This window comes from Shewanella sp. 1311, assembly GCF_059338235.1.
The window spans coordinates 4,424,368-4,442,300 of sequence record NZ_CM181686.1 but is presented as its reverse complement, the minus strand read 5'-3'; the positions used below and the strand labels follow the sequence as shown (position 1 = coordinate 4,442,300).

The 17,933-nt window shown below is 45.3% G+C and carries 17 protein-coding genes; 8 read left to right on the top strand and 9 right to left on the bottom strand.

Features of this window, described 5'->3' with window-relative positions; genetic code table 11:
• Nucleotides 1-114: 114 nt before the first annotated feature.
• From AC5YB3_RS19490 to AC5YB3_RS19460, 7 genes are all read left to right on the top strand, one after another.
• Complete coding sequence (locus AC5YB3_RS19490) at nt 115-567, top strand: hypothetical protein (protein ID WP_259483157.1); 453 nt, start codon at nt 115-117, stop codon at nt 565-567.
• A 345-nt stretch (nt 568-912) separates the two neighbouring features.
• Nucleotides 913-1,230 carry a hypothetical protein gene (locus tag AC5YB3_RS19485; protein WP_494525982.1) on the top strand — a complete coding sequence of 106 codons (318 nt, stop codon included), beginning with the start codon at nt 913-915 and terminating at the stop codon, nt 1,228-1,230.
• 130 nt (nt 1,231-1,360) lie between these two features.
• Entirely contained in the window at nt 1,361-2,017 is a 657-nt protein-coding gene (locus AC5YB3_RS19480; protein ID WP_494525981.1) for a Vat family streptogramin A O-acetyltransferase, read from the top strand.
• Between the two features lie 266 nt (nt 2,018-2,283).
• Entirely contained in the window at nt 2,284-3,099 is an 816-nt protein-coding gene (locus AC5YB3_RS19475; protein WP_012588055.1) for a helix-turn-helix transcriptional regulator, read from the top strand.
• 215 nt (nt 3,100-3,314) lie between these two features.
• Nucleotides 3,315-4,136, top strand: coding sequence for an AzlC family ABC transporter permease (locus AC5YB3_RS19470; protein WP_011846435.1), 822 nt, complete (start codon nt 3,315-3,317; stop codon nt 4,134-4,136).
• On the top strand, nt 4,133-4,435 hold the full coding sequence (locus tag AC5YB3_RS19465) for an AzlD domain-containing protein (RefSeq protein WP_006081091.1): 303 nt from the start codon (nt 4,133-4,135) through the stop codon (nt 4,433-4,435). Before AC5YB3_RS19470 ends, AC5YB3_RS19465 begins: the two co-directional genes overlap by 4 nt.
• Nucleotides 4,436-5,182: 747 nt before the next feature.
• Entirely contained in the window at nt 5,183-6,475 is a 1,293-nt protein-coding gene (locus AC5YB3_RS19460) for an aerolysin family beta-barrel pore-forming toxin (RefSeq protein ID WP_259523653.1), read from the top strand.
• Between the two features lie 115 nt (nt 6,476-6,590).
• Here the strand turns inward: AC5YB3_RS19460 and AC5YB3_RS19455 are convergent, their stop codons facing one another.
• The 7 genes from AC5YB3_RS19455 to AC5YB3_RS19425 form a co-directional block, all read right to left on the bottom strand.
• Nucleotides 6,591-7,304, bottom strand: coding sequence for a helix-turn-helix transcriptional regulator (locus tag AC5YB3_RS19455; protein WP_006081090.1), 714 nt, complete (start codon nt 7,302-7,304; stop codon nt 6,591-6,593).
• Between the two features lie 109 nt (nt 7,305-7,413).
• A complete protein-coding gene (locus AC5YB3_RS19450; RefSeq protein WP_347096826.1) occupies nt 7,414-7,863 on the bottom strand; it encodes a GyrI-like domain-containing protein in 450 nt (149 codons plus the stop codon).
• 101 nt (nt 7,864-7,964) lie between these two features.
• Nucleotides 7,965-8,348, bottom strand: a complete 384-nt coding sequence (locus tag AC5YB3_RS19445) for a VOC family protein (protein ID WP_006081088.1) — start codon at nt 8,346-8,348, stop codon at nt 7,965-7,967.
• 173 nt (nt 8,349-8,521) lie between these two features.
• The gene (locus AC5YB3_RS19440) at nt 8,522-10,243 is read right to left on the bottom strand and encodes a phospho-sugar mutase (protein WP_494525980.1); all 1,722 of its coding nucleotides are present in this window, start codon (nt 10,241-10,243) and stop codon (nt 8,522-8,524) included.
• A 170-nt stretch (nt 10,244-10,413) separates the two neighbouring features.
• The gene (locus tag AC5YB3_RS19435; protein WP_259520930.1) at nt 10,414-11,952 is read right to left on the bottom strand and encodes a hypothetical protein; all 1,539 of its coding nucleotides are present in this window, start codon (nt 11,950-11,952) and stop codon (nt 10,414-10,416) included.
• 234 nt (nt 11,953-12,186) lie between these two features.
• A complete protein-coding gene (locus AC5YB3_RS19430) occupies nt 12,187-13,173 on the bottom strand; it encodes a TerC family protein (RefSeq protein WP_126492323.1) in 987 nt (328 codons plus the stop codon).
• Nucleotides 13,174-13,426: 253 nt separating this feature from the next.
• Nucleotides 13,427-14,050: a hypothetical protein gene (locus AC5YB3_RS19425; RefSeq protein ID WP_494525979.1), complete on the bottom strand. Its 624-nt coding sequence runs from the start codon at nt 14,048-14,050 to the stop codon at nt 13,427-13,429.
• 523 nt (nt 14,051-14,573) lie between these two features.
• Here AC5YB3_RS19425 and AC5YB3_RS19420 point away from each other — a divergent pair.
• Nucleotides 14,574-16,193, top strand: coding sequence for a peptide MFS transporter (locus tag AC5YB3_RS19420; protein WP_494525978.1), 1,620 nt, complete (start codon nt 14,574-14,576; stop codon nt 16,191-16,193).
• Between the two features lie 38 nt (nt 16,194-16,231).
• Here AC5YB3_RS19420 and AC5YB3_RS19415 read toward each other — a convergent pair whose 3' ends face one another.
• Both AC5YB3_RS19415 and AC5YB3_RS19410 read right to left on the bottom strand, forming a co-directional pair.
• Nucleotides 16,232-16,471, bottom strand: a complete 240-nt coding sequence (locus tag AC5YB3_RS19415) for a DUF3624 domain-containing protein (RefSeq protein ID WP_259483168.1) — start codon at nt 16,469-16,471, stop codon at nt 16,232-16,234.
• 105 nt (nt 16,472-16,576) lie between these two features.
• The gene (locus AC5YB3_RS19410; protein WP_494525977.1) at nt 16,577-17,785 is read right to left on the bottom strand and encodes an NAD-dependent epimerase/dehydratase family protein; all 1,209 of its coding nucleotides are present in this window, start codon (nt 17,783-17,785) and stop codon (nt 16,577-16,579) included.
• Nucleotides 17,786-17,933: the final 148 nt, after the last annotated feature.

Genomic DNA, 17,933 nt, shown 5'->3' with positions numbered 1-17,933 from the left:
TTGTCACAATAATTTAGTTTTAGCTAAAGCATCGCCACTTGTAAAAAACAATGCTAAGGTAATGATTCGTATAACAAGTATAGCTTTCTAAGCAAAATCTGTCGGAGAAAAAGGATGTTTATCAGATATATTTTAATGCTCACTGCCGTGCTGCTATGCCTTTACCCTGTTTGGGGATTAGTGAGCCCAGCAAGCTACTTGCAGGAGATATTAGAGGTTTATCCCGATGCGGAAAAAGCCAGTCATACTCAAGTACGAATTACGGCGGCTATTTTATGGATAAGCAATCTGACGCTATCATTTGGGTTACTATTTATTGCAAAATTCATTAAACAACCTCAAACGTACAAATTCGCAAAAATATCGTCTATCGCATTAATTAGCTATCCATTTATTCTGACGATAACAGAGGTAATTTCTCACAGTATTCTATACCGCCACCTAGAACATCCTACGCTGACAATCGAGTTTTCAGCGCAAAAAATGTTCTATTTCGTATTTGGCCTGATCATTCTGGGAATTTATCAATCCCAACAAGAGTACAAACGCGCCAAAAAAAATGGTTAATTTATCAACATATTTTAAGGGAAAACCATTGAAGTTCTTTATCTCTTTTATCTTTGCTTTTATTGGCTCAAAATTATTATTCAAATACTTCGATTTTCACTACGATATTTTTAGCGACCCTTTGGATCCATTGAAATTTATTATTGATACGGGGGTGTTCGTTGTTATTTTTATATCAACACAGATACTGTATGAAAAATATTGGGAAAAACGAATAAACAAGAACAGCCATGATTTCCCCAACTAATGCATATAGGGATAATGCGCATTGGAACTATGAATAATATTTGCTGTTAACACGCTCACAAGCGCTAAGCGACCAACCGGAATCACATAGGAACTAAGATGTTTTCCATGCGAAAGATAATTCTCCCACTGATCATGTTAAGCCTTGGCGCATTGCCTCTATTTGCTCAAGCACAGGACACCAGCGCGTTATGGGGCAAAAAATACGCTGAGGTGAAATCGAGTTTATTGGCTGCAGGCTGGGTGTTAACGCCCGTAGCGGAAGATGAAACGCCAATGACAGAAGATTACCCTGAAATAACCTGTGGTAGCGGCGCGATTGCAATTTGCTCTGTCGGCTTTATGCGAGACAAAACTACGCTTGCCTTAGTGGTTGAACCTATTGAAAATACACTTGTGGTGACGGGCGAGTACTAGTCCGACTCATCCGGCTATCAACACCACCACAGGCACCACAATCAACATCGCAAATAGGCACCACAAATTCGCACATCAATCGCATAAAAGAATGCACGAGTTAAGACGTACTTTAACGATGGAGACCGTTATGCCTGACACAACAACCCACGCCCAATTAGGCCCAAATCCCAACGACAAAGCGCCGATGAAAGGCTTCCCTCAGGTTGGGTTTCTTAAAAACTTTATTACCCGCGAGAACATTATCGTCGGCGATTATACCTATTATGACGATCCTGCGGGGCCTGAAAGATTCGAGTCGAATGTGCTTTATCACTTTGACTTTATTGGCGATAAACTGATTATCGGTAAATTCTGCGCCATTGCTAAAGACGTGAAATTCATTATGAATGGCGCCAATCATCAAGTGTCTGGCTTCTCGACTTATCCCTTTTATATCTTCGGCAATGGCTGGGAAAAGGTAATGCCAGATCCCACCGATTTGCCCCATAAAGGCGACACCTGTATCGGTAACGACGTGTGGATTGGCTATAACGCCACTATCATGCCTGGAGTAAAGATTGGCCACGGCGCAATTGTTGCCAGTCAATCCGTGGTGACAAAAGATGTGCCGCCCTACGCTGTAGTTGGCGGTAATCCTGCCACTGTCATCAAGCTCAGGTTCGAGCAAGATGTGATAGATGAGCTCGTGACCATCGCTTGGTGGGATTGGCCGATAGAGAAAATCACTCAGCATCTACACGCCATCGCGGGCGCGGATCTGACTCAATTACAGCAGGCGGCCTAAGCAAAGCAGTCGAAAGCAAGACTGAGCCCTCAAATATTATGTAACTAATATCTCAAGTGACTAATATCTCGAGCGGCTAATATATCAAGAGACAAATATATCAACTGGCTAATATCAACTGACCAATATTAGCAATAGTGATTAATAAACAGTCATTAAGCGCAAAACAAAATCCAATATGCGCAATTTTGTACAAAAGCGCTGAGGATTTCTGGGTTACTATCAGGCATAACCCGCCCATTCATCCATTCAAGAAAGGAGGCTTGATGAACACAGAACATGCGGCCTACCAGATTGCCGATGAATTAGGTGGCCTCGAGTTACTCAATGCTCATTACCATAAACAAAATTTTAGTCGGCATACCCACGAAGGTTACACAGTAGGCGTGATTGAAACGGGTGCGCAGCGTTTTTATCGCACCGGTGGCAACCATGTGGCGCCAAAACACAGCATTATTCTCGTCAATGCTGATGAAGTCCATAATGGCTGTAGCGCCACTGAGGGCGGCTGGTCCTATCGCGCCATGTATCCAGTCCCTGCGCAGTTTGCCGGTATTAACGGTGCGCCTTATTTCCCTGAGCCCGTAGTGTACGATCCTGAATTAGCCGAACTGCTGCGCCTCACCTTTACTACCTTAGATACATCGGATAATCGCTTACTGCGCGAAAGCTTAGTCTATTCAAGCTTGACGCAGTTGATGGCGCGCCATGGCAAGCATCGTCCAAGCGACAACCTCACGGCAATAGCTAAGCCTGCGTTAGCCCTGGTGAAATCCTTTATCGACGATCATCCCGCAGCCGATATTTCCCTTGAAGAGCTGGCAACGCTTGCGGGATTAAGCCCCTATTATTTACTCAAGCAATTTCAGCGTTATTACGGCTTACCGCCCCACGCTTACCAAATTCAGGCCAGAGTCAGACTGGCCAAGGGGAAAATCAAGCAAGGCACACGGCTGCTTGATGTCGCTCTCGATTGTGGTTTTCACGATCAAAGCCATTTGAATCGGCATTTTAAAAAGACAGTCGGCGTAACTCCGGGGCAATTTGCCAAAGAAATAGGCCGCAATATTATCCAAGCCTAAACAACCACTTTAGGTTAATCTGCCATGCTCATGCTTGCTTTCTATCCCTAATAACAGGCCCGCTAATAACAGGCCCGCCATGACTAAACACTAGTCTCTAAGAAATAGTCACTAAACAGTCGTAACTGAGCGGTAATAACAGAGCAAGCAAACCTTATCCAAGCATTCATTGTTTAACAGCGACCCTCGCGTCGCCGCTATTTTTAGGAGCCAAAGTGACAACCGACAAGCTTATAGAATCTGATGTTTCTCCCGCGCATCCCACAAAAGCCAAGGCTTTTTTAAAAGGCACCTTGGCCATGATGCCGCTAACAATAGCAGTAGTTCCTTGGGGAATTTTAGCGGGCTCCTTCGCCATTGAGGTTGGGCTCACGCCCATTGAAAGCCAAGCCATGTCAGCCATTATCTTCGCGGGCGCGGCTCAATTAGTGGCGCTCGGCATGGTCAAAGCCGGTATTGGTCTGTGGAGTATCTTAATTACGACGCTACTCATCACCTCGCGCCATCTGTTATATGCGATGGCGATGCGCAGTCAAATCAGTCCCTTGCCATTAAAGTGGCGCCTGACATTGGGCTTTTTGCTCACAGATGAACTGTTTGCCATCGCCAATCAAGGCAAGTTGCATAAGTTCGATCGCTGGTACGCCCTTGGCGGCGGCTTGAGTTTTTATATCGGCTGGAACATAGCGACCTTGCTTGGCATAGTCGCAGGCAATGCTATCGAGAACTTAGGCGAACTTGGGCTCGATTTCGCCATCGCAGCCACCTTTATCGCACTGGTCGTGCCCACGGTAAAAAAGCCGTCGATTCTCGTCTGTGTATTAGTCTCGCTCACTCTCGCTGTGGTATGCGCCTTGTTTGAAATTCAAGCGGGATTACTGATCGCAGCCATAGCCGGAATGACAACTGGCGTACTTTACGCCAAAGTAACCAAGGAAGCGGAACGCGCAGAACAATCCGCAACTGAGCTTGCAAGCACACAAACCCAAGCAGAAACTGGGACTAAGACAAACACAGCATCAGGAGAAAAAGCATGATTTGGTTAATGATTTTCTCAATGGCAGCGGTTGTGTTTATTAGTCGTCATTTACTGCTCGAACCTAAATTACCGCTGCGATTAAGTAAGGTCACCCAAACTTTTTTAAGTTACTCAGCCCCTGCAGTACTGACCGCTATCTTCGCGCCCATAGTGTTTGTGCAAGAAGGCCAGCTCGATCTCAGTTTAGACAACAGCTATCTCATCTGCGCCGTGGTCGCGACGATACTCGCGCTCGTCACCCGTAACACCTTGCTGACCACAGTGTTGAGTATGGGACTGTTTTTCTTTATCCATTAAGCAAACAACATTAAGTAAACAAAGAGTCAGTGCCCAGCAGCGGCACTGGATCTTGCATCAAGCACTTAACCGCCTCTACCACTCTTTTACACAACCTAATCCCATCTGAGACGTCGTCTCTTAGAAAATCATTTTCACATTATCTTTATCTTCCACAATCTTCATGTCTCTATGCCCTTATGGCTCTACAAAAACAGTAGCGACTTTAACGGCCTTTCATACATCGACGATAATGGAGAGAGATGAGATTTGTCTGCAATAACAAAGACTCAAACCACAAAGAAAAAATACTTAACCTAGCCATATTCACACTATTCATTCCCTAAATACTTCCGCTCAAACATGTTATTTACTGTATCTATTACAGTATTTATCTCAGTATAACTATTGATATAAATCTCGGCACAAAGAGTCCATTTAAAAAATTTCATAAAAAAGTCAGCATAAATATTAAATACGCCATGCCATTAATATTAATCCACGCACAAAAATCCACCCATTAAAAATTAAAGTAAATACACTATATATAAAGTTTAAAATACCGTTTAAAATTAAAGCAATTAACAATTTTAACTTAAATTAAACGCCATTTAAATTAATCTAATTTTACTTTGTTTAATAAAAATAAAAGTGCTAGTTTTTAGATGTGCCTAGCAGTAATGATTATTTATATGATTTAGGACTACATATAATTGCCATCGGCGCTCTCAATGAAAGGACATATTTTATTAAAATAAAGGAACAATCATGAGAACAAAATCTAGCCTGAGTATATTAACTTTATCCTGTTTAACCGCACTTGGAACTGTTTCTTTGTTGGCCGAAGCTGCTATTCCGAATACTATTCCAAAACTGTCAATGGTAGAACACGCTGCCCCTGATCTTGATTCGCTTAAAAATGATGCGATTAACGATCCCTCGTTTATCAGCTCGTTATTCTCCTTGGGACACCATCTTGGATATGCATGGGCTGGCGGTACGGCATCCCAGTATGTTGGTGAAGACATCGAAGTCAGAAGAGAATCGAGCAACGAATACAGTCTTAAAGCCCGCTATAACGGCAATGATCCTTATGCAAGCGGCTACAGAGCGAATGAACGTTTGAAGGTGAATTTACAAAATATCCATTTCGTGACTAATCCTCAAAACCTAAAGTTAGGTTCACCTCAAGTTTATGATCGTGAAACTATTTATACCGCTCCAGTAGTGATTTACAACTGGGGCGATACCGAAGATACCGGTGTAGCCACCCTAAACTATGATTACACCACTAGCTGGGCCAAAACCGATAATTTCTCCTTCTCCGAGAAAATTGGCGTAACCAATAAATATGAAGTGGGTATTCCAGGAATAGGTGGGGCGAGTTCTGAAATCAGTGCCGAATTTTCCGCCAGCCAAGGTTGGAGTGAAACCGACGGTAAAAGTACAACGATTTCTAGTCAGGCACAGTACCGAGCAATTATGCCGCCTCGCAGCAAACGTTATATCTCAATCACTCTGTTTAAACAAAAAGCGGATGTCCCATACACCTCAAGTTTATATATGATGTACGATATAAAATATGAGAACTTCTTAAAATGGGGAGGTAATGCGCATATTAATCATCCGACAAATAGACCTAACTTCCCTTACACCTTTGGCGGAGCGAATGCGAATAATCTTAATGGGCCAGAAGCCTTAGTCGATCAATATCTTCATCAAGATATAAATGGTTATGGTGTTTGGGATTGGCCTGCAGCGATTAATTCGGCACAGTCAAAAAGTGGCTTTGAGTGGCAATTAGCGAATATTGTTAGACAACATGGCGCACCTATCAGCGGTAAATTTACCGCAATAGATTCGAGTCAATTTAATATCGATGCCAGTGAATCCTATCCGCTAACGGATGAAGATATTGCTAATCGTCCTAAAAGCGCTCAAAAATTAGGACTGAGTCGTAATATTCAAGTTGCCGTCGGCGAGATCCAAAATAATGATGAAGATGGTTTAATCAAAAAACTGAATATTTCGCAATCAAGCGAAGTTATGTTAAACAATTAAAATGGTGAGCTTAGGCTCTTAATAATAGCTATGACACTAGTATCAGAGAGATCTCGATACAACTAGCGAATTGCTAGAATGTTACTAGCAAATTAGAAATGTATTAAAAAGCCACTCATTCGAGTGGCTTTTCTTTTGCTTCGGCTCGCGCCTTCGCATGTTCATCCATCAGGCAAATATAATCTTCCAGCTCTTGACCAGGTGCTTGTTCAAAATGACGGTTCAACCGCACAAGGCCTGTGATGCGATCAACCCTGAAATTACGAAAAGCCGAACGCAGCTCACACCAAGTCAGTAAGGTCCAAGTGCCACGCCAAAAATAGATGGCGAGCGGGCGCACTTCACGCTCGGTGACATCGAGTTTGACGTCTTGATAGAAGAGTTTGACGTATTCGCGGCGCTGAGCTGAATTACGCAGCGGATCGAGGAATTGGAACTCATTGGAGTCGAGGTAAAAATCCGGTGAAAACATCAAGGATTGATAGGCTTGTAGTCGTTTTGGTAGTACGGCTTCGACTTTAATCATCGCCTGCCTCGCGGCGCTACCAAGCTCCTTGCCACCCCAAGTTTGCACCATACGCATGCCAACTTGAATCGCTTCGAGTTCGGCTTCGTTAAACATCAAGGGCGGAACATTTACCTCGTGGCGCAACAAATAGCCGACACCCGCCTCCCCTTCAATGGGAATGCCACTTAAACACAAATCCTGCACGTCACGGTAAATCGTGCGCGTGGACACCTCTAACCGTTCAGCCAACTCTTGGGCTGTGGTCAGGCGTTTATGTTTAAGAATTTGCACTATTTGAAATAGGCGGTCGGCGCGGCGCATTGACTGTGATTCAATCCTTTAGTTGCCTATCAGTTGATTAAGCATTGTGAGTTTACATAAATCACTGACATATCCTGATACTCACTTGAGTGATATTTTACGATTTAAATCATAAAATCCCGATATAAATCTCAACCTCAGTGGCGCTGAGATAGACTTCAAAATCAGTTTGATAACGTCGCTGATGCGGACAATCGTTAGCACTAAAATAGCCCCACACTTGTCCCCAAAGATCGATAACACACTGGGGCATGTCACCTTGACCGGTGAATTTAAGGTATTTACCGGCTTCAAGATCCAGCGACGTGAAGTAGTTTGCCTCAACAGGGGCATCAATTGCCTTACCCACCAGCACAGCAAACTCACCATTCATGTCTGACTCATAGTCATAATACACGCCATACATGGGCGAATTGAGCATGGCGGTGAGCTGTGATGATTCAAAAAAAGCTTGCCATAAACTGCCAATTTTAGCGCTATCGGCGGACATTTCGGCCCGATTATTCGTGCGGGTACTCAGTCCAAGTAGTGGTCGAGCATCAATATAAACCACGTCCATCTTTGTTTCTTCCATAGAAATCTAAACCCATGCTTTAGTTAATTGCGTGATTTTAGCGTCGTGCCTTAAGGCCACGACGCTAATACATTAATCACTCGAGACTACTTATCCTTAGACCACAGACCCACTTTGTTACCTTCGCTATCGGCAAATAAGGCGATATAACCACACTCACCGTCTTTTATCGGTGTGACTGGCAGGATAATCGTCACCTCTGCTGCGATAAGTTTATCCACTAAAGGTTGCAATTGTGCGCTGAAATGCAGATACACAGTGCTGCCTTGCATCGATGGCTGGCTCATACTGCATTTGACTAACCCTATGCTCGCCGCGCTCGCATCTTCGGTGACTATAGTCGCATATTCCATGTCTTCCATATCGTCACGTTTAAACTCAACCCCAAAATGCTGCTGATAAAAAGCAACGGCACGGTTCATGTCACTGACAGGAATTTCACCCCAAACTAACGGTGCAATAGATAACATTTTCACTTTCTCCTTGTTGAAAAATATCAATGATTCAAAACCTTTTTTATAAAATTCAGGGCTGAATCATTAACGGGCGACAACAAGAATAAAACAAGGCTACTGACAGCATGATGTCAGTAGCCTTTTAATAAAAGTGAATGTTGAGGGTTTTGGCTTAGCTGTTAAAAGCGTTACTTTGGCAAACTGGCTTGATGGGCCTGAATAAAATCATCCATGGCTTTGCTCGCTCTCGCTTGGGCACTGGCTAAGGTATCCGTATCGACCATAGTTTCGACCACTTCGTAGTAGCACTTAATTTTGGGTTCAGTGCCCGAAGGCCTAACGATTACCCGAGCGCCACCCGCTAAGCAGTAGGTTAATACATCGCTCGGTGGCAAGTCGATTTTCTCAACGCTACCATCGGCAAAACGACGCTCAAGGGCTTTTAAATCATCGGTTGAGAGCACGTCATGCTCACCAATCTTCACGGGGGGATGTTCGCGTAAATAGGCGCCAATATTAGGCGTGTCAGGTTTTAGTGCAATACTCACCTGCGCATTGAGATGGAAGCCATGCTCACGGTAAATTTGCTCGAGTCTGTCCCAAATCGTTTGCCCCTTCGCCACTAGCTCGGCAGTTAATTGGGCAAATGCCACCAGCGCCGACAAGCCATCTTTGTCCCACACCATGCTCCCAACTGTGTAACCAAGGGCTTCTTCATAGGCAAACAGGAACTGATCCTCAGGGGACGTTTTCGCGATACCCACATTCATCAACCACTTAAAGCCGGTGAGCGTGGTAAAGCTTTGCGTGCCAAAACCTTGAGCAATCTTAGATAACAGACTCGATGACACTATCGTGGTACCCGTAAGTCGCTGATTATCTTTAGCATGAGATAACAAATAATGCCCAAAGAGCACACCAACTTGATCGCCCGTTAGCATCTGGTATTCGCCATCCTCACGGCGCACAGCGACCGCAAAACGGTCGGCATCGGGATCGTTAGCACAGGCGAGCATAGCGCCGTGTTTTTTCGCCTCGGCGATCACTAAATCCATCGCGCCCTTTTCTTCCGGATTGGGGAAGTTCACCGTCGGGAAATCCCCATCGGGTTCGCGCTGGGAGGCTACCGAATACACTTGGGTGAAACCCGCATCTTTCAATACGGTTTCAGCCATTTCAGCTCCCACGCCGTGCATGGCGGTATAGGCTAAACTGACCTTTTCTGGAGCCGTATGGTTTTGCAGCACCTCAGCTTGCTGCACGCCATGGCGATAGCTTTGGTAAAAATCGTCCTGCAGGAGTGCCAACTTACCTTGTTTTACCGCCTCATCATGTTTTAAAAACGGAATCGCTTGATTCGCGGCGCGCTCAATTTGCGCGGCAATGCCAGAATCGTGGGGCGGAATAATCTGCGCGCCATTGTCCCAATACACTTTATAGCCATTGTATTGCGGCGGGTTATGACTCGCGGTCACTACAATGCCTGCTGCCGCATTAAAATGTTTCACCCCAAAGGCCACCAGCGGTGTCGGCGCCACTTTAGACGTTAAGCGCACCTTAATGCCCATAGCGGTCAGCACGCTCGCCGCATCATGGGCAAAATTGAATGAGTCGTGGCGACCATCATAACCAATCACCACACCACGCTCGGCGGCATCTTTAATCTGATCAAGTAGATAAGCCCCAAGACCTGCCGAGGTTTGACGGATCACCAGACGGTTCATCCCCATAGGCCCCGCGCCGACAACACCGCGTAATCCTGCGGTACCAAACTCTAAGCGACCAGCAAAGCGCGCCGCGAGTTCGGCTTCATTGCCACTATCGACTAGGGTTTGTAATTGGGATTGAGTGCGAGGGTCAGGATCATTTTCAAGCCAATGGTTTACCTGTAACTGCAGATAGGTATTCATAACACGCCTCATTGAAAATCATTTGCAATCACATTAGGAAAAACAGCGGCGAAGAACAAGCTAATTTGCATTAATTTCAAAATGAGCCAAGGGTATTGCCATAAAAAACGCACAATCTGGTCATTCATGCCGGATAGTGCGTTGGTGTTAACCTTAAACAAACTTCAACATTAGCGAGAAGGTAAAGTGCCCTCGAATACGCGCACTTTGATGTTCTTTTTCAGGTTATCTTGGTCTTCTTGCCATTCTTGCCACTGGGTGAGACTGATGCTGAGCTGTAATGAAAAGTCAGTTGAAATCCACTCTTTTTGCCCTTGGGCATATTTAGGTACGGGGACTATGTTGCTTGGCCCAACAAAAGATGCTGAGCACATAAAGGTTTTGAAATACACTTGGTCAATCGATAAATCGAGGGCGCTGGGCGATGTTAAGCATTGACCACTGCCCGGCTCTTGATACGAGGCAAATTGGTACATGATTGCCGGAGTATTATTAGTGCTATCAGGAACGGATGCGGTTTGATGGCAAGATAAACAGCTACTTAATGCGTTATCCGCGGGGCCATTTAAACGCCCGTTACACCCTAAGTGTCCCGCATTGGTGTGCTCATTCAAGCGGCCAACGACCTCTTGAAATACCGCGCTATCCTTAAGCCCTGTGATTGGGTTTTGAGGGAATGCTGCCGCTCCCACTGTGGCAGGCGGCGTATCATTACCCCACATTAATCCCAGTGGAGAGATACGATCCCAAGGATTTTTCTCTTTCGCTTTAAACTGACCATCGGCGACAAAAGTGCCATAGGCCCAGCCCACGGGCGAGCGGCTGTCACGCACTGCGATGTCAAACTGTAATAAGTACACATCGGCGACAGAGCGCGGGCATTGCTCTGTTTCCTGTTGGAAACTGCAAGCACTGCCATCGGCATTTTTACATTCGCAGAAATCACTGGCGCTGATATTGGCTTGCCAAACGGGTACGTTTTCGAGGAAAGGATAATTATTGGGCGTTGCTGTGGTGAACAGTAATTTGCCGATCACACTGCCTTCATTAAATACAAAGTTTTGCTGCGGCATCACAGGTGACGGCGCTCCCGTCCATACCTTGCCAATGCTATTAGCCGCCTGAGGATTATAAAACCCCACCGCCCACATAGTCGTTTTCAAATCGCCTTGGCCTTTTATCTCCATAGTGACGGGGGCTTCGCGAGTCAAGCCGTGGATAAATTCCCGCCCACTCATAGGATCATAGGTCTGATAGGGGATATGGTACCAAGAGCGTACCTTGTTATTACACAAATCCCAGTCCTTACTGATATCGCCTTTGTCGATGTTCCCCTCTTGAATGTACTTCATCACAGCCCAAAGGTATTTCCACGCTTGGGTATTTTTATCTGTCTCACTCAGACTTTTATCGAAGGGATTGAATTCAAGCCAAGGTGCAGCATTATCTTGCTGCGCACTCGAATAGGCGTCGCTCAAGCTAAAAATAGGTCCCTTCCAGCCCGAATAAGCTTGGTTGATGATGACTTGATTGTCCCACATACCTGTTTTATTGAACGCGGGGTCTTGGAAGTAACTTGGGTAAGCTCCAGTACAAGTGGAAGTTACGTTAGATGCTGTATCAGTTGCTTGTTTGTCTGCAGCTTTTGCACTGACAGTGGTCAATGAACAAACTGAGAGCATGAGTATGGCGGCAATGTTAAGTTTCATAATATCGTCCTTGAAGAGTATTAGTCCTAAAAACTCCCTTTGTGAGTCTCGGCACCAGCGGCGACTCAAAGTAAGCATAGACTAATTTTTAGTATCCTCATTTTTTAACATCCTCTGTAAAGCTCAACGATTCGGATAGTAAAAATATAAAAAAGGCCGTTTAGCATGGGCTAAACGGCCAAGAGATTCGTTATTGGACTCGCCACGAGTCACGCAAACTATTTCTCTATTTCTCTATTTATCGATTTCTTGGCCGCGCGTTTTCCACAACGAGAATAAGACCCCTGCGACTAACAGGCCGAACGTCACCCCAAGAGACAGTGCGGTTGGAATAGTAAAGTCCACTATTCCCTCGTGATTGAAATACACTAAGCCCACTTTCACCCCGATAAATACTAATACCACCGACAACGCGTATTTAAGGTACTCGAAACGGTGCACCATGGCCGCCAAGGCAAAATACAAGGCACGTAACCCCAAAATCGCGAAGATATTCGAGGTATAAACGATGAAAGGATCTTGGGTAATCGCAAAAATGGCTGGAATACTGTCGACCGCAAACACTAAATCTGCGGTTTCCACTAAGATCAACGCTAAAAATAACGGCGTCGCCCACCATCCTTTTGATAACTGATGATCTTCACCCCGTACCCAGAACTTCTCCATATGCAGTGTCGGCGTAAAACGCATCTTAGTGCGTAACCATTTGTAAAACTTATTATCTTGGATATCACTGTGCTCGTCATTGGAGAAGAGCATTTTCACGCCAGTGAAAATCAAGAAGAGTCCAAATAACACAAGTACGCCTTGATACTGGGCAACGAGCACTGCGCCAAGGCCAATCATAATTGCGCGTAGCACTATCACACCCAAAATACCCCAGAAGAGCACTCTGTGTTGGTATAAACGTGGAATGCCTAAACTACTGAAGATTAAGGCGATAACAAAGACGTTATCCATAGACAGCGATTTTTCAATCAAATAACCCGTCAGATATTCCATACCCGCCGTTGAGCCCTTGTACCACCACAGCCAAGCCCCAAACAGTAAGCCCATACAGATATAAAAAGCTGAAAGTTTTAAACTTTCGGCCACAGTAATTTCATGCTGCTCCTTGTGTAATACGCCAAGATCGAAGGCCAATAACGCCAGAACAAAGCCGAAAAACATCAACCAAACCCAAAGCGGGTAACCCACAAATAGGGTGGTAAAAAACTCCATAAGTCTCCTTAACAACCAATAAAACGGCTGAGCGAAATCAGCATAACTGAATCTGAAAACCCATAGGAATCCTAGGTATCAAAACAGTGACTATCCAGATAAATCATTCTTAACATCAAAAGCTAATTGATTAAAATTGCGCTTATATCCACCGCCATTGGCATCTAATACCTATTTCATTCAACACTGTTGTGCAACCGATACGCAAGTCTCTGATGCAGAGCTAAACAAGCCCTTTACCTTGCTTTCGGGCCTAATGTAACGTCCTAACGCTAACGAACGGTTGTTTTACTATTTCTAGTCGCTGCCAAACTTCGACTTCTTTTAACTCACCATTTTCAACTCTTTGAGTATGTAACTCTTGGCCCTTAATGGCATAACTAAACACAAACTCCGCACCTTTAGCTGCACCAAAAGAGTTCAGCTCTGGCCGCTCTGTATACTCAGTCGCCGTTGCCTGATAAGTCCCAGAGCCCGCCGCCCAGAACTGGCTGACACCGTCCACATTCTTCATGGTGGTAAAACTAAAGTGCCGCGCTGATATCACTTTAATTGCACTCAAATTGAGGATCTGATAATCCACCCATTCGTGCTTTTCATTCAAATAACGACCTGAGACTAGTTGCCAACTTCCCACTAACGCAAGAACTTGCGCGGGAACTTGCGCTGCTAATCCAGTGGCCGTATCGACACTCGCTTCAGTGCTCGCTGTTTCAGCACTCATCACTACTGAACTGGCAGTATCAGCATAGGCATTTTGTATCCCAATAAAGCCACTCGCACTGGTGAGCACGGCTAAGAAGGTAAAAGCCTTCACATTCTGGCGAACCGCACTCATCACACTAACAGCACTAATGGCACTAATAGAAAATCCCATGAAAATATCCCTTTATACAAAGTACAAAGCCGCTAGCGCTAAGTTCTCATGTTGTGGAAGTATCTTCAACAGCACAGAATCGATATCAAGCACGCGCTTAAAACAAGGGATAAACAAGAGCTAAACAAAATCTTTAGCAATACTCCCTAAATATCAAATTGGCACAGAATCAAAGCCCTAAAGCCATCTTTAAAAACTGTCGCTGTCAAATTCTGGCCACTATGTAGCACTCATTGATTAACTGAAAATGAATTAATTGAGCCATTTAATCTGACTCAAAAGCAGGTTAAACACAGTTTCAAAGAACGGAAAAATGGTGAAATAAGCAAAATATTCATCAGTTTCAAGCCCCTTGGCTGTTCCATAGCATCCGAGTGTGATTAACTGCAGCTACTGCGGCGTCTTTTAGCAATCAACAAGGCTGCAATAACCACTAATAATGAAAAATAATTAATAAAATTCATTACGATAAAATGAATCAATCGAAGCTTGGTGCATGAAGCGCCAGCAATGGGAGTCTTAAGTGTCAACAGAACAACATCCTCCGCACGCTATGCAAGGCCCACAGGGTTCGCCCCCACCCGAAATGCTCTTTGGGCATCCTAAGGGCTTGTTTGTCTGCTTTTTTACCGAAATGTGGGAACGCTTTTCCTTCTACGGCATGAAAGCGTTACTGTTTCTTTATCTGATTAAATATCATCTGTTTACCGACGAATTTGGCTATAACGTCATTGGTGCTTACGGTGCCTTAGTGTACGCCATGCCCGTGGTCGGTGGTTTATTGGCCGACCGCTATATCGGCATGCGTAAAGCGGTGATCTTCGGTGGTATTTTGTTGGTCCTCGGCCACTTAGGCATGGCCTTTGAAGGCCATCAAGCGGTTATCGTCGCCGGTGAAGTTCAGCGCGATGAGCAAGCACTGCAGGTATTCTATTTATCCCTCGCCTTAATTATTGTCGGAGTGGGCTTTTTAAAACCCAATATTTCCACCATAGTCGGTCAGCTGTATCCAGAGTCATCTCCAAAGCGGGATTCAGGCTTTACCATTTTCTACGCTGGCATCAATTTAGGCGCCACCTTGGCCCCACTGATTTGTGCTTATTTAGGTGAAACCTATGGCTGGAAGTACGGCTTTGGTTTGGCAGGTTTAGGCATGTTAGCGGGGTTGTTGGTGTTTATTCGGGGTAAGAAACACCTGCAAGGTTTCGCCGAACCCAGAGATCCCGCAAGAATTTTGAAGAAAACCGCCGGCATCATCACAGAGCAATGGATTTATTTAAGCGCCATCGGCAGCGTAGTGCTGGTCTGGGGCTTAATTCAAACCCACTCCCTTGTGCTTTCTATTAGCAGTTTATTACCCGCTGTGAGTCCAGTGATCTGGTTCTTGCACTCAGTATCTCTGGTGCTCGCCATCGGGATAGGCTGGTTTATGGTGAAACACTGCAACCCGATTGAACGTCAACAGATGTCGGCCTTACTGCTGTTCATCGTTGCAGGTTTGGTCTTCTTCGGCTTATATGAGCAAACCTACGGCTCATGGGTAGCATTTTCGGACCGCGTGATGGACCGCAACATGCTAGGCCTCGAATGGAGCGCGGGACAGTTAACCTTCCTCGGCGCCTTCTTTGTGATCAGTTTATCGCCCATCTTTGCTTGGCTCTGGCCTGCCCTCGCCCGTAAACATTGCGATCCGAGTAAACCAGTTAAAACGGCACTCGGCATTTTGTTCGCAGGTTTATCCTTTATGGTGCTAGTGCTCGGGATCCAAATGCCGCTAAGCAGTGGCTTAGTGAGTATTTGGTTTTTAGTCGCGGCTTATTTTGTATTAGAAATCGGCGAGTTATTGCTGTCACCCATAGGCTTATCTGCCGTAACTCAGCTGTCGGTAAAACGCGTGGTCAGTCTGATGATGGGCGCTTGGTTCCTCGGCACTTCATACTCTGAAATCTTAGCCGCCGAATTAAACAAGCTCGCCGCGATTGATACCCAAGGCGGCGTAATAAGTGACGTACCGAGTGCGATGGCGCTATATGAGCAACTGTTTATCTTCTCGGCGCAAATTGGCGTGGTAATGGCGTTAGTCTTCTTTGCCCTTGCGCCATTAATGAAGAAAATGATGCACGAGAACACAGCAACAAATTAAGTCTAAGCCCAAGAGTTTAAAAGGAAAGGAAACTTGGCTTACTCTCGCCCTCTGAGGCGACGGTAAGCCAAGACAATAAGATGTAAAGCCAATAACCCCGTAAAAGCGGTGCAGAAAAACAGTAAGGCAATCGAGTTCACATCCCGCGGCGCATCATAATAGAGCCACCACCACAGCGGCCAACCGATAGCCGACAAAGCGGTAAGCTGCCACATACAGCGTTTACAGCGACCAATTTTTTGCCTGAAAATCTCCGTTTTACAATCACCGCAACTCATAAGTCCCCAGCTAAACTATGCCCACAATAAGAGTGCCAATAAGAGTGCAAATAAGAGCATGCATATTGAATATCAAGCACACTCCGAAACTCACGCCTAATAACACTAGAGTGACGCTTTAAGTCTTGCCATCCCTTCATTGATAGAGATAAGTGCACGATAGCCTAAATCTCGCTTGGCTGCGCTGATATCAAAATAATGGCTGCAGGATAACTGCCTTGCCACGAAGCGCGTCATCATGGGCTCTTCTTGCTTCTTTAGCAGAAAATACACAGTTTCCAACACTGCGCCTGCCACATAGGCCACAGATTGCGGCACACGCTTAGTAACTGGCGGCAAAGCATCGCAGGCCAAAATCAGATTGAGCATTTTTGCCATAGTGATGGGTTCATCGTTACTCAAAAAATAAGCTTTCCCCTGGCACTTAGGCTTTGCTTGGCACAGTTCAAGCGCGGCCAGCACATGGGCATAGGCGGCGTTGTCTATGTAGATGGTATCGACCAGCTTATCTTCACGGCCAACTAGTTTAAGCTTATCTAAACGGCCGCGCGCCAGTACTCGAGGTACAAGATGGGGATCACCAGGACCCCAGATCAAATGTGGCCTGAGCGCGACAGTTTTTAACGCATAGAGTGCAGTGGCTTGAGTCGTGACCGGAATAGAGACTTGAGTGCTAGCTGAATTAATGTCTGAAATAGTGGCTGTCGTGGCTTGAGTTGCTTGAGTCACTTGAGTTACAGCGGTATTTTCAACCGATACGTCACCCACTTGATTGGCATCAAGCATCATCTTTTCGGCGATGGCTTTGGAATGGGCGTAATAATTAAGGAAGGATGTGGCATAGGGAGTGGATTCATCTATACCGGATTCATCCTGCCCAGCAAAGGTCACACTCGGGGTACTGGTGTAGACTAACTTATTTATTTTTAATGCCTTACAAGCAGCAATCACATTTGCGGCGCCCTTAACATTCGGGCAAAAATAACTGTCTCTATCGCCCCAAACGCCAGCTTTAGACGCCACATGGAACACGATATCGCAGCCTTGCATCGACTGTTGCAACTGGTCTTTATTGACTAAATCCCCTTGCAACATGACTACGCCCAGCGCTTCAAGTTCGGGATAATGCCCACGGGCAAAACCTGTGACCTTAATGCCCGCGGCTAACAATCTCAAACAAATCGCTTTACCTAAAAATCCCCCCGCTCCCGTCACAAAGGCGTGTTGCACCTTAAGGGCGAGCTGCGCGAGTGCAGTTTGTTCAGCCGCATCAAATTGCGCAAGCGTCGTGCTCTTGATTGGGTTTATCGTCATTTAGGTATCCATTTCAGCACATTTACATGAACTTAAAGTCGGTGTAAGAAGTTTAAAATAAGCACAAGGGCTTAAAAATAAGCGAGTTTGTTCAAATGAACACAGAATATAACGTAAAAAATGCAGGAAAAAAGCCGCGGAGTTTTAA

Excerpts from the sequence above, each read along its gene's own strand:
- AC5YB3_RS19460 (WP_259523653.1), top strand. The coding sequence starts at position 5,183 with ATGAGAACAAAATCTAGCCTGAGTATATTAACTTTATCCTGTTTAACC.
- AC5YB3_RS19455 (WP_006081090.1), bottom strand. The coding sequence starts at position 7,304 with ATGCGCCGCGCCGACCGCCTATTTCAAATAGTGCAAATTCTTAAACAT.
- AC5YB3_RS19485 (WP_494525982.1), top strand. The coding sequence starts at position 913 with ATGTTTTCCATGCGAAAGATAATTCTCCCACTGATCATGTTAAGCCTT.
- AC5YB3_RS19415 (WP_259483168.1), bottom strand. The coding sequence starts at position 16,471 with ATGAGTTGCGGTGATTGTAAAACGGAGATTTTCAGGCAAAAAATTGGT.
- AC5YB3_RS19430 (WP_126492323.1), bottom strand. The coding sequence starts at position 13,173 with ATGGAGTTTTTTACCACCCTATTTGTGGGTTACCCGCTTTGGGTTTGG.
- AC5YB3_RS19445 (WP_006081088.1), bottom strand. The coding sequence starts at position 8,348 with ATGTTATCTATTGCACCGTTAGTTTGGGGTGAAATTCCTGTCAGTGAC.
- AC5YB3_RS19440 (WP_494525980.1), bottom strand. The coding sequence starts at position 10,243 with ATGAATACCTATCTGCAGTTACAGGTAAACCATTGGCTTGAAAATGAT.
- AC5YB3_RS19425 (WP_494525979.1), bottom strand. The coding sequence starts at position 14,050 with ATGGGATTTTCTATTAGTGCCATTAGTGCTGTTAGTGTGATGAGTGCG.
- AC5YB3_RS19450 (WP_347096826.1), bottom strand. The coding sequence starts at position 7,863 with ATGGACGTGGTTTATATTGATGCTCGACCACTACTTGGACTGAGTACC.
- AC5YB3_RS19490 (WP_259483157.1), top strand. The coding sequence starts at position 115 with ATGTTTATCAGATATATTTTAATGCTCACTGCCGTGCTGCTATGCCTT.
- AC5YB3_RS19465 (WP_006081091.1), top strand. The coding sequence starts at position 4,133 with ATGATTTGGTTAATGATTTTCTCAATGGCAGCGGTTGTGTTTATTAGT.
- AC5YB3_RS19410 (WP_494525977.1), bottom strand. The coding sequence starts at position 17,785 with ATGACGATAAACCCAATCAAGAGCACGACGCTTGCGCAATTTGATGCG.
- AC5YB3_RS19435 (WP_259520930.1), bottom strand. The coding sequence starts at position 11,952 with ATGAAACTTAACATTGCCGCCATACTCATGCTCTCAGTTTGTTCATTG.
- AC5YB3_RS19480 (WP_494525981.1), top strand. The coding sequence starts at position 1,361 with ATGCCTGACACAACAACCCACGCCCAATTAGGCCCAAATCCCAACGAC.
- AC5YB3_RS19475 (WP_012588055.1), top strand. The coding sequence starts at position 2,284 with ATGAACACAGAACATGCGGCCTACCAGATTGCCGATGAATTAGGTGGC.